The organism is Sessilibacter sp. MAH3 (assembly GCF_054658275.1).
The window spans coordinates 226356-245115 of record NZ_BAAGIE010000002.1 but is presented as its reverse complement, the minus strand read 5'-3'; the positions used below and the strand labels follow the sequence as shown (position 1 = coordinate 245115).

The window sequence follows — 18760 nt, the reverse complement described above, 5'->3', positions numbered from 1 at the left end:
ATAAGAATCTAGAAGGAAAGTAATAATGGCCGCTAAAGAAGTTAAATTTGGTGATGACGCTCGCGTAAAAATGCTTGCGGGTGTAAATATTCTTGCTGACGCAGTTAAAACCACCCTTGGCCCTAAAGGCCGTAACGTTGTACTGGAAAAATCTTTCGGTGCACCAACTGTAACCAAAGACGGTGTGTCTGTTGCTAAAGAAATCGAGCTTGCAGACAAGTTCGAAAACATGGGCGCACAAATGGTGAAAGAAGTTGCTTCTAAAGCTTCTGATGACGCCGGTGACGGTACCACTACTGCAACAGTATTGGCTCAAGCAATCGTTAACGAAGGCTTAAAATCTGTTGCTGCTGGTATGAATCCAATGGATCTTAAGCGTGGTATCGACAAAGCGGTTGCCGCTGCTGTTGAACACATCCGTTCAATCGCTCAACCTTGTGCAGATTCCAAGTCTATCGCTCAAGTAGGTACTATCTCTGCTAACAGCGATTCAAACATTGGTAACGTTATCGCAGAAGCGATGGAAAAAGTGGGTAAAGAAGGTGTTATCACCGTAGAAGAAGGTTCTGGTTTAGAAAACGAACTCGACGTAGTAGAAGGTATGCAGTTCGACCGCGGTTACCTTTCTCCTTACTTCATTACCAACCAAGAAAACATGACCGTTGAAACTGAAAGCCCATTATTGCTTTTAGTTGACAAAAAAGTATCAAACATTCGCGAACTTCTTCCAGTTCTAGAAGCCGTTGCAAAAGCGAACAAGCCACTTGTTATCATCGCTGAAGACGTAGAAGGCGAAGCCTTGGCAACGTTGGTTGTTAACAACATGCGCGGTATTGTTAAAGTCGCAGCGTGTAAAGCGCCTGGCTTTGGTGATCGTCGTAAAGCCATGTTGCAAGACATCGCAACCCTAACTGGCGCTACCGTGATTTCTGAAGAAGTGGGTCTAGACCTAGACAGTGCTACTCTTGAGCACCTAGGTACCGCTAAGCGCGTAACCATGAACAAAGAAACCACCGTAATCGTCGACGGTGCTGGTGATGCTGCAGAAATTCAAGCACGCGTTGCCCAAATTCGTGCTCAAATCGAAGAAACTTCTTCTGATTACGATCGTGAAAAACTTCAAGAACGTGTTGCTAAGTTAGCAGGCGGTGTAGCAGTAATTAAAGTTGGTGCTGCTACCGAAGTTGAAATGAAAGAGAAGAAAGCTCGCGTAGAAGACGCACTTCACGCTACTCGTGCAGCGGTTGAAGAAGGTGTTGTTCCTGGCGGCGGTACCGCGTTAATTCGTGCCGTTGCGGCAATTGCTGACCTTGAAGGCGACAACGAAGAACAAACCGCTGGTATTGCGATTGCTCGTCGTGCCATGGAAGCTCCACTTCGTCAAATCGTTGCTAACGCTGGTGAAGAAGCGTCTGTTGTTGCTAACAACGTACGTAATGGCGAAGGTAACTTCGGCTTCAACGCAGGCACTGGTCAATACGGCGATATGTTAGAAATGGGTATTCTTGACCCAGCAAAAGTAACTCGTACTGCACTTCAAGCAGCGGGTTCTATCGCTGGCTTGATGATCACCACCGAAGCCATGATTGCTGATGCTCCTAAAGCTGAAGGTGCTGACGCTGGTATGGGCGGCATGGGTGGTATGGGCGGAATGGGTGGCATGGGCGGCATGATGTAAGCCCCGGCTCCTAAAAAGCTTATTCTAGATAAAGGCTCGCTTAATGCGGGCCTTTATTGTTTCTACAGCATTGTTTTTGCGACGTTGTTTTTACAACATTGCTTATACGACATTGTTTCTACAGAGACCTTTGACTAACTCATCCCTGATTTAATCTGAGGGCAGAGGTTGGCAATACGATCCTCAATTTTTCACAATTTCAATCACTTACCGTTCTTGAGATTGGCAAAACATCGTAGTAGCACTGGAAATTCTGGATTAATCAGAGTTTCCTACAGTGTATATTTCTAAAAACTCGAAAGAGTTTGGTCTTAATCGACACGCTCACCTCGTTGTGATGACGACCATCACAAACCTATTCTTACCTATCTAAATTCTGTTAATTGCAGCGACAACCATAACTATGGCGATTGTTTTGGCGCAGTAAAAATCGGTATTGCAGTGCTTATTTACCGATTCAGATGTGAACACAACGAAGATTTTTAAGTCAGACATCGTTACTATAGTCACCTCAGATTCACTCATCCATGAGTTAATCAGAGAGCAGAAATTGAAAATACGATATCCAATTTCTTCACAATTTCAATCACTTACCGTTCTTGAAATTGGCGATACATTCTTGTGTCGCGAGAAACTCTAGGATAATCAGAGTTTCCTATATTGGCAAAATGTCGTTCGTTGATTGTCTGAGGGCTCGTGACGCAAATCTTTTGTAATAATCAACACAGGTTTGTTAAATCACAGTAAGATTGTATCCAAATAACCGGCGACAACAGTCTTTTTCATAACCACACAATGTTAGAAGAATTATGGTGCACTCAAGAAAGGAACCCACATTATCATCCTCCGACTTAACAACTACCTTGGACGATGAACCCCGAGCTTCTGCGACGCGCAAAGCTGTGCCGCCTGCGCCAGGTAGCGCCCCAAGACAACCGAGTTCTAATCAAACCGCAAGTCATGCCGCTACTCACCGAGCGCCACCAACGATCGTAAAATCTAATTCACCGCTAGCGGGGTTTTCGTTATTTGTCGGCTTTTTAGGGCTAGGTTTAGCGGGCTTCGCATTTTGGATGCTAACCCAAGCGCAAGCGCAATTTGATGAACAAATGAAGGCAGCAGAATCCCGCATCACAGGCCTAGAGCAACGTCTAGAGCTTTCTGATGATGAATCCACCCAATCGGTTACTGCTTTGCAAGCGAACTTAAAGAAAGCGGTTGAAGATATTCGTGCTTCAGAATCTGAAATTCGTAAACTTTGGGATACCCGAAACGTCAACAAAGATGCCATTGCAGAGAATACTAAAGCAATTGCCAGTGCCAAATCTGCAAGTGCTCAAGCGTCTAAAAAATTAGAAGATCAACTCGCTCGCCAGCAAATTTCGCAAACCGAAAAGGTTGCTCTCATCGAGAAAGAATTGGCATCGTTAACGACTCAGCAAAATACTTTGGCTGCGAAACTACAAAATACAGCTGGCTTAGATGCACTTCGTAATCAAGTGAAAACGCTAGAAACTAAACTTGCTGCATTAGATCAGCTAAGTACGCGAGTGATTAGTAACGAAGAAGCCATCGATGCCATTGATGCCTACAGACTTAATATCAATAGACAGTTGTTGGAGCTTCAACAAAAAGTCTCTACGCCATAAGACAAATATTTTTGTGTATTAAAAATATAACTGACAATTGAGTCTGCTTCACCTTACTGAAATTGCAGCGTGTTGGCCTACCCATTCACACGCTGCTTTTAGACCTACCGAAAACACCATTCAAAAAATCTAATCACAATCACACTTAAGGAACCTCTGATTAACTCATTCATGATTTAATCAGAGGACAGAAATTGAAAATGCGATTTCCAATTTCTTCACAATTTCAATCACTTACAGTTCTTGAAATTGGCGACACTTCCTTGTGTCGCGAGAAACTCTAGGTTAATCAGAGTTTCCTTAAATAAGATTACATCTGTAATTGATTTTAAAGTCGTCCAATTTTGCTAGCATTCACTAACATAAAAATAAATGATCGCAGTGACGAAGCTTATGTGATCAATAAAATTATAAGGTGATTGATGAACACTGCCGAAAAAATAACAATAATCTTTGCCGGAATCTTCTTTTTAATCGGGTTGCTTACCGGAGTGTGGAAGTATCAGCAAATTATGCGAACCAAAAATGCTAGAGCTCATCCTTATGTTGATATCAGTCATAGAGCTTCGCTGCTTTACTCATTCGCTGCACTATTAATTTTACAATTTCTTAAAATCAGTCAACTACCCAACTGGTTAGAACTGATTTCGTCGCTTTCGATATTACTGTTCTTCGCTTCAGCAATTCTTTTTTATTTGCTACATGGTTTTTTAAAAGATACCACAAATCAATTTAAACCACCTTTTAATATAGGAATGTTTACCGTTCCAATGACCTTATTCAAGGCTTACATGATTTCGCTGGTAATTGTTGAAATATTGGGTTTTATTATTATCTTTTACGGCGCAGTCGTAGAAATTCTAAAATGATGAGCAGGTTATTTCTGGATAGTTCTGTAATGGAGGTGAAAATATGGCTAAATTCTTAATAACAGTTTTTCGAGACATTGGCTTTGATGCAAATGTCGTTGTGGACCAAGCCATGATGAAGGCCATAGATGCTTTAAATTCAGAAATGATAGCGTCGGGGGTTCAGACTTTTGTAGGTGGTTTGATGCCAATTGAATACGCAAAATCTTTTAAATATGATACAAACAATGTAATTACCGAATCTGAAGAGTCCTATATCAAAGCTTCTGAGTTTATAGATGGCTTGTGGGTGCTAGAGTGCCCTGATCTTAAATCTGCTCAGGAATGGGCTCGAAAAGCTGCCATGGCGTGTCGTGCCTCTGTAGAAATTCGTCCCTTTTATGGTTAATTAAGTATGCTAATCAAGTATAAGTTTTTAAAATGGATTGCTAAGTTATTCTGAGGTTTTATCTAATTTTTAATCTAAACTTTTAGATCAATTACAATCTTAGAAATTAGTCCACTCGCTGTAATATGGAAGCAAGATCACCTTTAGGAACCTCTGATTAACCTCCGAGATCTGCCATAATATCTTGTCTGTAAATAAAATGGTTTGATCATGAAACAACAAGCACTGAACAGTGGGTTAACAATGGTTTGAAAGCGTATTTCCATGATTGCACAAGGGTCATTATTCGTACGGTTTTCTCGGAATTTGTCTATGACTTTCTACAATAATTTGTGAGAATACGCCGTTTATTTGGCTAGTGTGTTATCGACTATGAAATCTGCCCCTAAAACTGCGCCCCATTTGTTCTCTTACCCCAAGTATTGGGCGGAATGCTTTGGAGCCGCGCCGTTTTTACCAACCTCGCGACAAGAAATGGAACAACTCGGCTGGGACAGCTGCGATATTATTATCGTCACTGGTGATGCCTATGTTGATCATCCGTCATTTGGTATGGCGGTTATGGGGCGCTTGTTAGAGGCGCAGGGCTTTCGCGTGGGTATTATCAGCCAGCCCGATTGGCGTTCTAACGATGATTTTATGGCTTTAGGTAAGCCGAATTTGTATTTTGGTGTTACCGCCGGAAATATGGATTCGCTGATTAACGCCTACACCGCTGACTTGCGTTTGCGCAGCGACGATGCCTACACGCCCTTAGGTGAGGCCGGTAAGCGCCCAGATCGCGCGGTAATTGTGTACAGCCAGCGCTGTAAGGCCTGCTGGAAAGACGTGCCCATCGTGATTGGTGGTATTGAGGCAAGCCTGCGTCGTATTGCCCAGTACGATTACTGGAGCAACAGTGTGCGCCGCTCGGTTTTGGTGGATTCTACCGCCGATATTCTTCTGTACGGTAATGCCGAGCGCGCCATTGTTGAATTGAGCCACCGCTTAGCCGATGGCGAGCCTATTTCCTCTATCAGAGATTTACGTGGTACCACGGTGTTGATTGATCACACGCCGGGTGGTTACTCTGAGCTGGATTCTTCGCGTATCGATTGGCCGGGAAAAATAGACCAGATTCCAAGCCCCTATGAAACCGTGCATCAGCAACAAAAAGTTGATGCCGACGGTAATGTTATTGACAGCAAAAATGTTGGTGAAAACACCGAAGAAACACCTGCCGAGCGCAGTGATGTGGTGCGTATTGTGCCAATGCCGTTGCGCCGCTACGAGCAAGAGTTGAATCCCGATCAAACCTGTATTCGTTTACCCAGTTTTGAAAAGGTCTCTAAAGATTCGGTGTTGTACGCCCACGCTTCGCGAGTGTTGCATCAAGAATCAAACCCTCATAACGCCCGTGCGTTGATTCAAAAACACGGCAATAAAGAAATTTGGGTAAACCCGCCGCCAATCCCGTTAGAAACCGACGAAATGGATGCAGTGTTTGGTTTGCCTTATGCGCGCATTCCGCATCCTAAATACGCGGGCAAGCGAATTCCTGCGTACGATATGATCAAAACTTCGGTCAACATTATGCGTGGTTGTTTTGGTGGTTGTACTTTTTGTTCCATCACCGAACACGAAGGCCGAATTATTCAAAGCCGTTCGCACGAATCGATTTTGCGAGAAATTGAAGAAATTCGCGATAAGGTTCCCGGATTTACCGGTGCGATTTCGGATTTGGGTGGGCCTACATCAAATATGTACAAGCTCAACTGCAAAGATCCAAATATTCAAGCCAACTGCCGTAAGCTGAGCTGTGTTTACCCAGAAATTTGTCCGAATTTAAAAACCGATCACTCCGAAACCACGCAGCTTTATCGTAAGGCGCGTGCGGTTGAGGGCGTGCATACCGTAGCCATTGCCTCGGGATTGCGTTACGACCTTGCTGTAGAAGACCCAGAATACGTTAAAGAATTGGTGACGCATCATGTGGGTGGTTATTTAAAAATTGCGCCCGAGCACAGCGAACAAAATACGCTGAGCAAAATGATGAAGCCCGGCATGGGAACCTATGCTCGGTTTGAGAAAATGTTTTATAAATACTCAAAAGAAGCGGGTAAAAAACAATATTTAATTCCGTACTTTATTGCCGCGCATCCCGGTTGCGAAGACGAAGACATGATGAATCTTGCGGTTTGGTTAAAAACCCACGGTTTTGAAGTCGATCAGGTACAAACGTTTTATCCGTCGCCTATGTCGCTGGCCACAGCGATGTACTATTCCGGTCGTAATCCGTTAAAACGCATAACCTATAAATCAGAAAAAATATACAGTCCCAAAAACACCGAAGAGCGTCGCGTGCAAAAGGCGTTTTTACGTTATCACGATCCGGCCAATTGGGCGAAATTGCGCGAAGCCTTGCGTGAAATGGGTCGAGAAGATCTTATTGGTGTGGGCGATAAAAAACTGGTTCCCGGCGAAAACGAAGAATATCGCGTTCGTAAAGGCATAAAACCAAGACCTGCGCGCGGCGATAAACGCCAACAAGGTCTTGCCGGAAAAAATAAACCCAGTGTCAGTGCCGGTTCGCGCAGAAAACCAACCGGTGGTTCTGCGGGTCGTGGCCCTAATAGACCGCCGACCAAGCGTCGTTAACAAATAAAAGCAGCTCTAACTGATCTAGAGTTACCGCGGCACAAGGATGTGTCGCCAATTTAAGAGCGGTATGCAATTAAAATTGTGAAAAAATTGAAAGTCGCATTTTTAATTTCTACTGTCGATTAAATCACCGTCAATTAATCTAAAGCTACTAAAATTCGCGCACCTATAACGGGTTTTCCATTGCAAAACGAACTTACTCAATCAGAAAAAACCTCACAGACAACTCAAACCACCGCCGTGTTTATTAAAAAACTATTGTGGATTGTTGTACTAGCCATACCGCTATCTTGGTTGGTCAACGAAATCTTTCGAACCTTTGTACCTAAGGTGTTGGTGACCAGCACAATTAATGGCTGGTATTTGTACGGTGATTGGGTAATAACGGCGATCCGTTATTGTGGGTATTTTGTGGCAGTGTTGCCATTAACCTTGGTCGCGACTTGGGTGTCGCGACTGTCCGTGGATGTGACACTTGCTATAGTTTTAGCGACTTTTTTAATAGTTCAGTACATTACTTTAAGTTTGTCTGGTAATTATGCGAACTCAATGGCGGTATTGGTGACTGGCACTTATTTAAAATACTACATTTTTATTGTTGCGCAGTTGTTGTTATTTTTTGCGCTAAAAGGTGCGTTTTCTAAAGTAAAAACGGTTAATTGAATATTTAAATAATAAGAAAAATAGCGCTTAATCTATTCCTCGGCTAATTAGATGTTCTTTAACTAATCGTTCTTGAGCCGATCGTTCTTAAGCTAGCCGTTCTTAAACCAGCAGTGCGCCACCGTCGGGAATTAAGTTGGTTCCTGTTACGTAGTCGTCATTCATTAAATAAAAATAAGAGTTAGCCATTTGTTGGTTGGTGCCTAGTCCTAATGGAATCTTGTCTTTTAATTCTTCAAGGGTTTTAAAACCTGGGCTTACTGAGTTTACGCGCAGCGGTGCCAGCTCAAGCGCTAACGATCGACATAAAGAATCTACGGCACCAGCAACCGCGCTCATGGTCGAGAATCCCTTGTGGGGTTTTATGCCTAACGAACCCGAGGTCATGGTGATGCTGCCGCCACGATTAATATTCTTGTGGATTTTTTTGACTAAATTGTATTGGCCCCAAAATTTAGTTTCAAAAGCATCGCGCACATCATCGTTGTTGATTTCTAAAAAATTCTCGACCACTAATGGCGATTTAATGGTAATGGCTAAGTGATCAATATTACCGGCGATGCCTACTAAATCGGCAACGTCGCTGTCAACAGTTAAATCGACGGGAATATAATCGAAGTTATAAGACTCTTTATGTTTTGATCTTGATGAGACAATAACTCTAGCGCCGGCGTCGGATACTTTTTTGGCAAGAGCAAAACCAATGCCTGAGGTGCCACCAACAATAAGAACTGTCTTCCCTTTCATACGTTTCATCCTGAATGTTAAGCGCGAATAATAAAAAAATTATTATTCGCGGTGATGAGTTCGGATGGGGATTTTATCTACCAGAGAATAAATTAATACTGTAAATTCTTTGTTAATTGGATTTTTTACAATATTTTAACTTGTTGTTTATTGAGTAAGCGGGCTTATTCGGTTTGATGCAGGCAGGTATATAAATTAATCGATTATTTATTAAAATGTATTTATATGAATATTTAAATGAACATCTAAAAGATATTGAAAAAAAGTGTTAGAAATAAAATTTATAGGACTCTCTAATTAAATTGCCGTGAATTCAACAGAGGTTCCTACAGTATTTGAGTTAATTTATTAAAGACGAAAAAGTAAACATCTATTTCAAACGCGCTAATTTGTCTTCGATAAGACTGGCAATTTGTTTTGGGCCAGAATCGCGAAGAATTCCCAAGTGGTCACCGTCGATTAAATAGGATTCAATATTCTTGCTATCGGTATTCAGTTGGTTCCAGCCTCCGCAAATTTGAGCGCTTTTACCTTTATGGTGAGGTTCGTCTTTGGCTCTGAAAACAACAAGTTTGTCGGGATATTGCCAAGGTTTTAGGTAACTTTTATGGTGTTCAAAAGCTCGGCGATAATGAACTTCTACGGTGTCGGGTTTTAGTTGAAAGCTTTTGTTAACATGTTGCACAAGGCGTAATGCATTTCTGAAAATACGTTTAGATTTATCTTTTAAGTGAAATTTAAGGTCGTTGAAGAAATTGGGGGCGGCTAGGTTTTCGGGCAGAATAAAATCCAGTACACCAACCAGTTCTACATCGTCTCCCTGCGAGATCAACAGGTTGGCAACTTCATACGCTAAAACACCGCCAAAAGACAAACCTAAAAGGCGATAAGGCCCGGTACTTTGCACTTTTTTTATAGACTCAACGTAGGCTTTTGCCATAATGTTTACATCTAACAACTCGTCTTTTTCGAGTGCTCGATCTTCCATATACAGATAAATCGCGTATACCGGTGCTACGTTTTGCAGTGCCTGGGCGAGTTCGGCATAAATACCAATGCCGCATAAACAAAAGAAAGGTGTATTGTTGGTGTTATTTTGTAAGCAAATAACCTCGTCTTTGCGTTCGTGTAATTGTTGAGATTTCGAGACTGGCGCTGTATCTAAATATATCGAAGGACTCGTTTTTTCTGTGATTAGGGCTTCTTGTTGCAGAATGGTCGTAGCATTAATGGCATCGTGTTTATTGATTTCGATTTTCCAGTGCTGCTTTATGGCGGTAACAACTGCTGCTGACAGCATAGAGGAGCCACCAACCAAATAAAAATTATCGGATACGCCAAAATCCGAGTGATTTAAAATACGTTGCCAAATTTCGTGCAGTTTATGTTGTATCTCGTTTGTTGGTTTTACAGCATCGCTTTGTTCAACAACAAATAAATCGCGTAACTGCTTGTAGTTTACGCCGCTGTACTGGGCGGTAACCATGTGTGGTAGGCTCTCGATATTGAGAGTATCAACAGATAGGCCGCCATTTATTTGGGTTTTAATGGGCGTTTTTGCCTTGTCAAAATCGCCTAGTGCGTTAGAAGCCTCGCGAGGGTGAACACACAATAAACGATGAATACTGTGGTTTTGTTCGCTATTTTGCGCTCTAAAATTGGCCGCATTAGAATCAACGCCTACCAGAATGTTTTGAGGTTGTTGTCGCAAATAAGCTTCTAAAACAGCGATACCCGAATCACTGGTAAGCGCTTCTACACCGAGCTTTTGTAGCAGCGCCGATGATGTATTGTGCGATAATCCTAGGTTTTTCCAGGCAGACCAGGCGATTGCATAGGTTTTATACGCATTGATTTGTTGTTGTAATGCCAGTTCTTGAAGATAACGATTGGCTGCACAATAGGCGGGTGAGCCAAATAATCTGCTGTCGGCCATTATTGATGAAAATAACACGGCCACTAAATTTGGATCGTGCTGTTGCAATTCACAAATGGCTTTTGTTCCCTCGACTTTGGCTAGCCATATTTTTTTAAAATCTGCGTTCGATATATGTAAATCGTCATCCGCAGTGGCGGTACCAGCAAGGTGAAAAACACCCGATATGCTTGCACCTAATTCTTGTTGCCAACGGTCAATGGCAGACAAAAATGTTTTAGCCTTTGAGATCTTATGAGGTTGATAAATAAAATTACCATTATTTTCCAGATATTGATAACGGTCTCTAATGTCTATATTTTCTCTAGAATGAATTTCGGATTTGGTTTTAGAGCCGATAACCAATAAATTAATGTTGTGGTTTTGTAACCATTTGCAAACCTCAAATCCTATGGCGCCTAAACCGCCGGTTACCAAAACCCAAGTATTTTGTTGTAGCGGTAATGATGTATTTTTTTGATTCCATAAATTAACAGCGGAGAGCTTTTTAGTTTGTCGTGCCAGTTTGTTGCTAGTATCTGTTGTTTTAAAGGATGATAATTGATCATAACGTACTTCATCGGCACTGCCACAATGGCTTAACTCAAAGAGTAGGGCATCTAACCAGTAGTTCTCACAATTATTATCGATGTCTTTAAAATAAATCGATTTATAAAATTTCTCTGGAGTTTCTGCATCGGTTGCTGACTCAAGATCAATTTGGTTGAGTAGGCTACGAATGCCAGTTAAGTAGTAACTGGATAACGACCAAAAGGTAATTTCATCAATATGGTCTGATCTATCGATGAGCAAATATTGACAAACGTATTTGGCAAAAACTTGGCTCTGATTTACTTGATTAAGAACCGTGTTGTGATCAGCAATAATCGCTTCTATGTCTTCATCAAGATTACACGCTTTAGCGGTTAGTGAAAGATCTAAAAATACGTTTTGCGCTAAGCTTTTATTATCAAGCCATTCACTGAGTTGATCACAAAAATTTTCTTGATGAAGACTCACGAGTACTAGATTGCTATCTGCTTCTACTAAATTTAAGGATGATAATAAAGAAGCTTCGCTGATAACAAGTAGCGATCGAGATGTTTGTAATATAGCCTTTATTAGCGCTTCAATTTCACGGGTTATTTCTCTGATCAGTAAAATTGTGTTGTGGCGTTCAATTATTTGGTCGGCTTCGCCAATATCGTTCACCCAACTGAGTTCGGTAAAGCATTCTCTTACGGTTCGGTTATTTTCGGTAAGTACATCAATTTTTTCGCAGAGTTCTTCAAAGTTACCATCCTCAACCTGATGAACTAATTTCGAGCGCTGAATTTTTTGGATGCTGGTTTTGGGAATATCGTCTTTAACGACCGGCAGAATATAATCAGGCTTTAACTGATGGTGTTTAGAGAACGCTTTTTCAATATCGTCAATAATGGTTTTTAAATCATTGTTTGCTAGAGTTGAGTTGTTTGGACAAAAAAATACAATCAGGCTTTCGCTAGTTTGACCGGGTTTTTTGGCTTGTATTGCGGCTGTGTAACCTGCTGCGACACTCGCTAAATTATCGACAATAACTTCAAAATCAATGGGATTATAATTTTTGCCGTTTATAATTAAGGTGTCTTTACTTCTGCCGGTTAAAAATAATTCCTTGTTGTAAATAAAACCTTTGTCACCGGTATTTAACCAGCCATCTTTAGAAAATAAGCCTTGGTTTGCAACTTGGTTATTAAAATAACCGTTGGATAGCGAAGAACCTTTAAATTGAATTTCACCAATAGATAGCTCAGGTAAAACATTACCATCTTTATCAATTGCGCGAACCCCCATACCGGGTATGGTTGGACCAAGACTTGTATAAGCCACGCTTCCCGGTGTGCCGATTTGTACAATCTTAAGTAGTGATTTATTAGTGCTTGCTCGTTCTACGGTAATTTGTTTTTTAAAGGTGTTTTCTTTTGGTCTAGAATAGGTCACGCCCGATCCGAGCTCGGCCATGCCGAAGGCGGGCATTAGGCAATTTTTAGGTAGTTGGTAGTCGCTCAATTGCGAAATAAGTTCTTTGGCGGTGGATTCTGCAATGGGTTCTGCGGCGTTTAATAACGTATTAACGCAGGATAAATCCCAAAATCGTGAATCGCGATTGGATTTAAGTGCATTAATAATCATTTTATAGGCGGAATCTGTCGCCCATGTGTGCGTAATGCGTAGGCGATCAATGGTGTCTAACCAATTTAACGGATTATTAAGTACCAATTCTGTGGGTGCATAAACTGTGGTACAACCACATACTAAACTTCTGATATGCCAGTCAGAAATGCTGCCAATGTGGTCGAAGGGTAGCCAGTTCAGGGTTTTATCGCTGGGTTGATTTTCCCATAAATGCGCAGCGCCTTTACTTCTTGCCAAAATATTCTTGTGTGTTAACTCTACAAATTTCGGCATACCTGTGCTGCCTGAGGTTAAACACAAAAATGCAACGTCGTCTGGTTTGGGTTGAGTGATTTTTCTAAGCGCGATTAGGTTATTTGTTGAATTCTCTAGAGTGCTAACAATATCTAAGGTACGAGTTGCTAAGGTATTATCAATGATATTCAGTTGTTTAGATTTTTCGTTATAGAGTTTGGTTAACGTCTTTATGGATAATTGATCAGAAATAATAATGGGGTCGCCAAGTTGTCGGCGAACATAATCAAATCTTTCCAAATCATTTTCGTTGGGTTCTGAGTTTTTCCAGGCATTGGTAATAACGGGAATTAATCCAGAATAAATAGCAGACCAAAATGCTATAAGTGAATGACTTAGATCGCGTGTGTGAATTATAAGATAAGGATTATCATTGTGTGTTAGTTGTAGATGTTTAGCCAGTATTTTTACTTGTAATAATAACGCTTTGCACGAGTAGGTGTTGTCTATTTGACCTAATTCGTCGAGAAATATTAATTCAGGAGATTGAATTTGCTCGGCTCTTAATGCCAATAATTCTATTAAAGTAAAAGGCCCTTGGTCTTGTGTTGCACAGGGTTGGGTGTGTGTCTCCGATGAAGGTAAATTGTTTTCTAAAAAATCTAACGGTGGTTCTTGTTGACTTTCAGTTGTATCTCTTAAATCTTGATCAGTCAACGAGTCTGAGTTGTTTTGCCTTGAATTTGTTGGCCGTTGTAACTGATTCAGATGAATATAGTTGGCTGTTGCTTGCGCTTCACCTAAAAAATAAAAAGAATATTTATCTTGATTGTTGGTGGTGAGCGTTTTGGTTGAAATCAGTTGATTTGAGCTGTACAAAAATTTTAATTTAGCAATATCAACTTTACCCAAAGGTGTTAACGGTATTGATGAAATCTGCACATATTCTATGGTTTGGTCAGCGTTTGAATTTACTAAGAGTTCCAATTCAGGTTCATAAAATGTTTTTTTTGAAACAAAAAAACAGACGTTTTTTTCTGATATGCCTTGATTTTCGCGGAGTATAAAAGACTGTGTAATATTGGATAGCAGTGATTCTATGGCTTTGGGTGATTGTTGTCTTTTTACTACCTTGCCAATCAATTGAGTGTGCTTTGTTCCATTAAAGGTCATTTTTATAGCCTAAGTCCGGTTGGCGATATTGTTATAAAACCTAACGTAATGCGGTACTGGCTTGCATTGCTCTAGTGGCAGTGACGGTGTTGCTGATAAATATGTAATGTGTAAATTGCTATGTAAGCAGAGAGATATATTAGACGATTTTAATTATTAGTGCGGCGAAGTCTATTTTTTTGACGTGGTTCAAATTTAAGTTACAGAATTGTTATTTTTGCACGGTTTTAATTACTTTAAAAACTAAATACAGGAATTTTATTAATGTATATGGGCATAATATATTTCCAGAATACGTTTTAACCTCAAGAGGTATTTTGATAAAAGGTTATATGTCCTTTGCTGGGAATTAGGTGTTTGGTTAAACGCGGCAAAATATTTTAAGCGAATTAAACATTTAAGAAGCGCTGGATCTATCGGTGTTTCCTATAAAAGCTTTTGGGATATTTTGTAAAGGAAAATCTGATTAAATCATGAATCAGTTATTTGAAGGTTCTTAAAAATTAATTCTAAGTATTTTTGATATAAAAAAAGGCCATCTTTAAAAGATGGCCTTAGATATTGATAATCGTTTTATTATTAAACGTTTTTAAACGGTTAGTTGCCCCAAATTTGGGTTACATATTCTGGATGATCAACGAATGGGTTGCGGTTGCCCTGGTGGATAAACGCAGCATTGTTACGATCAATTTCTTTTTGGCTCACTGGATCAGCTAAATGCCAGCTGCGCAGCATGTTAACAACCCAAGGCTCGAATGCTTGAGTGCTAGTGCCGTTTAGCACGTCGTCAGCGGAGGTGCTGTTACTTTGCCATCCTGCGATTCTGTCTTCGTAACGTGTTGCCATGTAGAAATAAGCACGTGCTAAATCGCCTTTAAACTCATCGATAGGTTCGAACACCGTGCCGCTATAGCCAAGACCGGTACGTGCACTGCCAAGACGTGAGCCGTTGGTTGAAGTAAAGGTTGCAGAACCAACTTCACCATAAGGGAAGCTGCTGCGACGACCGTTAACCGAGCCATCGGTAGCAAAAATGTGGTGAATATCGGAGTTCATTGGCTCAACCGCGCCGCCAAACCAGCTGCGTGGGAAGGAGTGTTCACGGTTATAACAGTTGCCTTCGCCACTGAAGGTACCGCATTGATCAGTGCCAGGTGAGTAGTTGTAAGCATCGCTGCTGGTCGGACGCTCAGAGTAAATATCTAGGATACTGCCATCGTTTTCGTAGAAACGGTCGATTTCGTTATTTAGATAGAAAGTCCAAACCGCACTATAACCTTGCGCTGCGTGATTATTAATGATGCGGTGTAGCTCTGATTTAAGCGTGAAGCCACTTAAGCCTGTGGCACTTGCGTAATAACCCGATGGCGCGCCGTTATCGGATGGAGGAGGGGTGGTGCCGCCACCTGAGCCGCCGGAAACTGGAAGGCTAAAGGTTGTGCTTTCGGTACTGGCAAATTGACCGCCACTCGCTACTACGGTGCCGCTTGAGCTAACAGAGTAATTGCCATTGCCGAAACCACAACAGATGCCGTCGCCGAAGGAATCATTGATTTGGAAGGTGTAGCTGCCGTCGGTTACGCAGTAGTCTTCAGAAATTTGCGCGTTGTTACCGTAGTTGCCGCCGCTGGCAACGGTGGTAGTACCACGACGTAAAGTCCAGGTTGTTTCACTGCCGAAGTTGTCGGTAAGAATACTTACGGTTACAGGATTGTCAGCACAGCTGCTTGAACCGCCGCCGCCACCACCACTGGTTGATGCTGGTGCAAAGTTATCTACGTATACGATTTCAGAGCCATCAAAACCCGCTACGTCGTAAAAACGCAAGCCTACTTCAATGCTACCGGTAGATGCGGCGGTGTAGGTATAACTAATTTGTTGCCATTGGTTTAAAAGCGTTGGTGATGAGTAGTTTCTGAAGCCGTCAACCACCATACGGGCTCGCATACCGCCTTCGGTGTGACGAACGTAAGCACTGAAATTATAGGTTTGGCCGGCAACAACCGGAACCAATTGTGTAAGGTCGGTGCTTGCTTGGCTGGTGGTATTCACTTGGACAGCGACAGAGCTGCTGCCTGCTTGAGCAATAGTTGATCGGCTAGTGGCAATGCCCGTATCGGTAGTCCAACCGGTTGGCGTGTTGCCAGAAAAATTTTCAAAATTTGCATTTTCAATTTGTGCACTAGCCAGCGGCGCAAGGCCAGCAACGAGTAGCCCAAACAAGACTCTGTGTTTCATGTTAACTCCCGAGGAGGTTGAGATAAAAATTGCGAGGTAATCTAACGAAAAGATTCGAATACTTTTATGAACCTAACCATTGATTCAAGAAAAACTTGTCTATGTCGTTAAAAAGGTCGTGTTTGAATATCTGCAGGAGTCGAATACGTCGTTAATAACTAACTTGTGTATCGGTCATTCGTTATGAATTATTAGACGTTATCGCGAAAATTCATTTGCCAGTCGCAGCTACGGCATTAAAATGCCGCCTCCGCAAGAAATCAGATTTTTTTGCGTTCTGTTGAGAAATTCATAAATATGAAATTTTCAACTGGAATAAATTACATAATTTGCTGTGTATTCATTTTAGGAGAGAAGTCGTGGCTAGAGTTCATTTTATCAGTGGTGAGAAAGGTGGTGTTGGTAAATCCTTTACAGCGAGAACGTTAGCGCAGTACTTTATTGACGCCGAGCAGCCTTTTATTGGTTTCGATTCAGATCAATCACACAGTACATTTTCACGATTTTACGCAGAATTCACTTCTCCAGTTGTTATTGACGACTTTGAGAGCATGGACGAAATTCTAGTCGCTGCTGAAGAAAATGGCCGCGCCGAAATTATCGTTGATCTTGCTGCACAAACCGCAGACAGTTTAGAAGACTGGATTGACGAGAGCGATTTATTTGCCATTCTTGAAGCGATTGATGCAAAAGCGTATTTCTGGCATGTAATGGACGACGGTGCCGATTCCGCTCGTTTATTGGATCGCTTTATTAAGAAGTATCAAGATTTACCTATGCAAATGGTCATTGTTAAGAATATGGGGCGTGGTGCTAATTTCGATTTATTCGATAAGTCTGCAATTTTTGAAAGAGCGCAAAGCATTAACGCAATTTTTGTGACCCTTCCAAAATTACAATCACAGTTAGCGCAAAAAATTGATTTCTATAATTTCAGTTTTTGGGCGGCTGCTAATAACGCAAAAGCGATGTCTACAGCAGAGCGTCAACGCGTAAAAGTATGGTTGAATAATTGCTACAGCAAGTTCGATCGTTTTTTAAAAGTTGAGAAAAAAGCCTAGGAAATTCTGATTAAAAAAACTCTGATTAACCTAGAGTTTCTCACGACACAAGGATGTGTCGTTAATTTCAAGAATTGTAAGTAATTGAAATTATAAGTGATTGAAATTGTGGAGAAATTGCAAATCTTATTGTCAATTTCTGTTCTCTGATTAAATCATGGATGAGTTAATCACAGGTTCCCACAGTTTTTAATAGCCCGAAAGCTCAAGGTAACCACGGCCCTTATGGCTGCCAGTTACGATCATTGCTCCTTCCCAATATTTTAATCTTTTCTTCCATAACTGATCTTTAATTTCGGCATCAACAGTTATATCTACGTTTAGCGACGGTATTTTAATTTGCCATTTGATGGGAAATTTCTGTCCAGTATTGCTTTGCCAAAATTCCAGCGGTGCAACATTAACGTCCTGTGGAAAAAGCCTTTGGCTGGTTCCGTCGTTAAATACCCAAAGACCCTGGCTGGATTCGTGTTGACGATTGTGTATTTCGTTATCACTTCTGAGCCGGTAATACATTAATTCTTGATTGTTTTCGAGCTGCAATGCAAACCAGTCCCAACCAACTTGATTGGTATCCAAGCTGGAGCTGCCCCATTCGCGATCTAGCCAGCTGTCGCCACTGACTTGAAAACGGTTATCGCCAATTGTGATGCTGCCGTCTGTAGCGATTCGCGTGTATGAATAGTAATAAGAGGCGTTACCTTGAGTATTACTTTTTTTGCTAAAACCACGGTCACCTTGCAAAACAATGGGTTTGGAATTGATTAAATTAAAATCGATGGCTACGGTGCCGTAATCAGCATCGGTATCTTGGGCGTAGAGTTTTGCGGGAAATAAATCCTTTGAGTTCTCTGAGCTTAATACCCAATTATCTTGCCACACGGTTAAGGGTTGATTTGTAACGCCAGCCAAACCTAGAGCAGGACGACTAAAACGTTCAAACTGAAAATGTTTGTTGTTATTGATATCTGTCAGCGCAAAATGTGCCGCGTAAACTTGATTAGATTGCCAATCTTTGTGCTGATCTTCTGGTGTTACATCGGGTGATAATGCGAATCGAAAGAAGGTAATTTGATAACCCCATTTTTGTGAGGCGTCATTAATGTTGTGTAAATGCCCGGTGAGATACCACCATTCAATTTTATAATCGGGATGTTCGCCATGATCGCGCGGAAACACAAAGTCTCTGGGTGCTGTTACTTTGGCAAAGTCTTGATTTTCTGAATTGCGAATTAAATTGCGGTAATCGATGGCATTACTTTCTTGAGCGAGACACAGTCCTGCGGTGAAATAATGTAAAAGCAATAACAGCGTAAGGTATTTCATA

The 18760-nt window shown here is 41.4% G+C and carries 11 protein-coding genes; 7 read left to right on the top strand and 4 right to left on the bottom strand.

Annotation, left to right across the window (positions count from 1 at the left end; genetic code table 11):
• The first annotated feature begins 25 nt into the window (after window positions 1–25).
• The 6 genes from groL (at window position 26) to ACYQ2C_RS02575 (ending at window position 7887) form a co-directional block, all read left to right on the top strand.
• Complete coding sequence (gene groL / locus ACYQ2C_RS02600; RefSeq protein WP_460048338.1) at window positions 26–1678, top strand: chaperonin GroEL; 1653 nt, start codon at window positions 26–28, stop codon at window positions 1676–1678.
• A gap of 809 nt (window positions 1679–2487) precedes the next feature.
• On the top strand, window positions 2488–3327 hold the full coding sequence (locus ACYQ2C_RS02595) for a hypothetical protein (RefSeq protein ID WP_460099475.1): 840 nt from the start codon (window positions 2488–2490) through the stop codon (window positions 3325–3327).
• Between the two features lie 422 nt (window positions 3328–3749).
• Window positions 3750–4196, top strand: a complete 447-nt coding sequence (locus ACYQ2C_RS02590) for a hypothetical protein (protein ID WP_460099478.1) — start codon at window positions 3750–3752, stop codon at window positions 4194–4196.
• A 43-nt stretch (window positions 4197–4239) separates the two neighbouring features.
• A complete protein-coding gene (locus tag ACYQ2C_RS02585; RefSeq protein ID WP_460099481.1) occupies window positions 4240–4584 on the top strand; it encodes a YciI family protein in 345 nt (114 codons plus the stop codon).
• 372 nt (window positions 4585–4956) lie between these two features.
• Window positions 4957–7221, top strand: coding sequence for a YgiQ family radical SAM protein (locus tag ACYQ2C_RS02580; RefSeq protein ID WP_460099483.1), 2265 nt, complete (start codon window positions 4957–4959; stop codon window positions 7219–7221).
• Window positions 7222–7407: 186 nt separating this feature from the next.
• Window positions 7408–7887 (top strand): hypothetical protein, encoded by a 480-nt coding sequence (locus ACYQ2C_RS02575; protein ID WP_460099486.1) that lies wholly within the window; start codon window positions 7408–7410, stop codon window positions 7885–7887.
• Window positions 7888–7989: 102 nt separating this feature from the next.
• On the opposite strand, the gene ACYQ2C_RS02570 is transcribed toward ACYQ2C_RS02575, so the two are convergent.
• The 3 genes from ACYQ2C_RS02570 to ACYQ2C_RS02560 form a co-directional block, all read right to left on the bottom strand.
• Window positions 7990–8634, bottom strand: coding sequence for an SDR family oxidoreductase (locus ACYQ2C_RS02570; RefSeq protein ID WP_460099489.1), 645 nt, complete (start codon window positions 8632–8634; stop codon window positions 7990–7992).
• Between the two features lie 370 nt (window positions 8635–9004).
• On the bottom strand, window positions 9005–14134 hold the full coding sequence (locus ACYQ2C_RS02565; RefSeq protein WP_460099492.1) for an AMP-binding protein: 5130 nt from the start codon (window positions 14132–14134) through the stop codon (window positions 9005–9007).
• Between the two features lie 597 nt (window positions 14135–14731).
• Window positions 14732–16372, bottom strand: a complete 1641-nt coding sequence (locus ACYQ2C_RS02560; RefSeq protein ID WP_460099495.1) for an endonuclease — start codon at window positions 16370–16372, stop codon at window positions 14732–14734.
• A gap of 359 nt (window positions 16373–16731) precedes the next feature.
• On the opposite strand from ACYQ2C_RS02560, the gene ACYQ2C_RS02555 reads away from it, so the two are divergent.
• The gene (locus ACYQ2C_RS02555; protein WP_460048835.1) at window positions 16732–17433 is read left to right on the top strand and encodes a P-loop NTPase family protein; all 702 of its coding nucleotides are present in this window, start codon (window positions 16732–16734) and stop codon (window positions 17431–17433) included.
• 189 nt (window positions 17434–17622) lie between these two features.
• On the opposite strand, the gene ACYQ2C_RS02550 is transcribed toward ACYQ2C_RS02555, so the two are convergent.
• On the bottom strand, window positions 17623–18759 hold the full coding sequence (locus tag ACYQ2C_RS02550; RefSeq protein WP_460099498.1) for a lipocalin-like domain-containing protein: 1137 nt from the start codon (window positions 18757–18759) through the stop codon (window positions 17623–17625).
• Between the last annotated feature and the right edge of the window lies 1 nt (window position 18760).

What these genes read in the sequence shown, in the direction of transcription:
- ACYQ2C_RS02590 (WP_460099478.1), top strand. Translation starts at nt 3,750, where the DNA reads ATGAACACTGCCGAAAAAATAACAATAATCTTTGCCGGAATCTTCTTT.
- ACYQ2C_RS02560 (WP_460099495.1), bottom strand. Translation starts at nt 16,372, where the DNA reads ATGAAACACAGAGTCTTGTTTGGGCTACTCGTTGCTGGCCTTGCGCCG.
- ACYQ2C_RS02570 (WP_460099489.1), bottom strand. Translation starts at nt 8,634, where the DNA reads ATGAAAGGGAAGACAGTTCTTATTGTTGGTGGCACCTCAGGCATTGGT.
- ACYQ2C_RS02595 (WP_460099475.1), top strand. Translation starts at nt 2,488, where the DNA reads ATGGTGCACTCAAGAAAGGAACCCACATTATCATCCTCCGACTTAACA.
- ACYQ2C_RS02550 (WP_460099498.1), bottom strand. Translation starts at nt 18,759, where the DNA reads ATGAAATACCTTACGCTGTTATTGCTTTTACATTATTTCACCGCAGGA.
- groL (WP_460048338.1), top strand. Translation starts at nt 26, where the DNA reads ATGGCCGCTAAAGAAGTTAAATTTGGTGATGACGCTCGCGTAAAAATG.
- ACYQ2C_RS02565 (WP_460099492.1), bottom strand. Translation starts at nt 14,134, where the DNA reads ATGACCTTTAATGGAACAAAGCACACTCAATTGATTGGCAAGGTAGTA.
- ACYQ2C_RS02580 (WP_460099483.1), top strand. Translation starts at nt 4,957, where the DNA reads ATGAAATCTGCCCCTAAAACTGCGCCCCATTTGTTCTCTTACCCCAAG.
- ACYQ2C_RS02585 (WP_460099481.1), top strand. Translation starts at nt 4,240, where the DNA reads ATGGCTAAATTCTTAATAACAGTTTTTCGAGACATTGGCTTTGATGCA.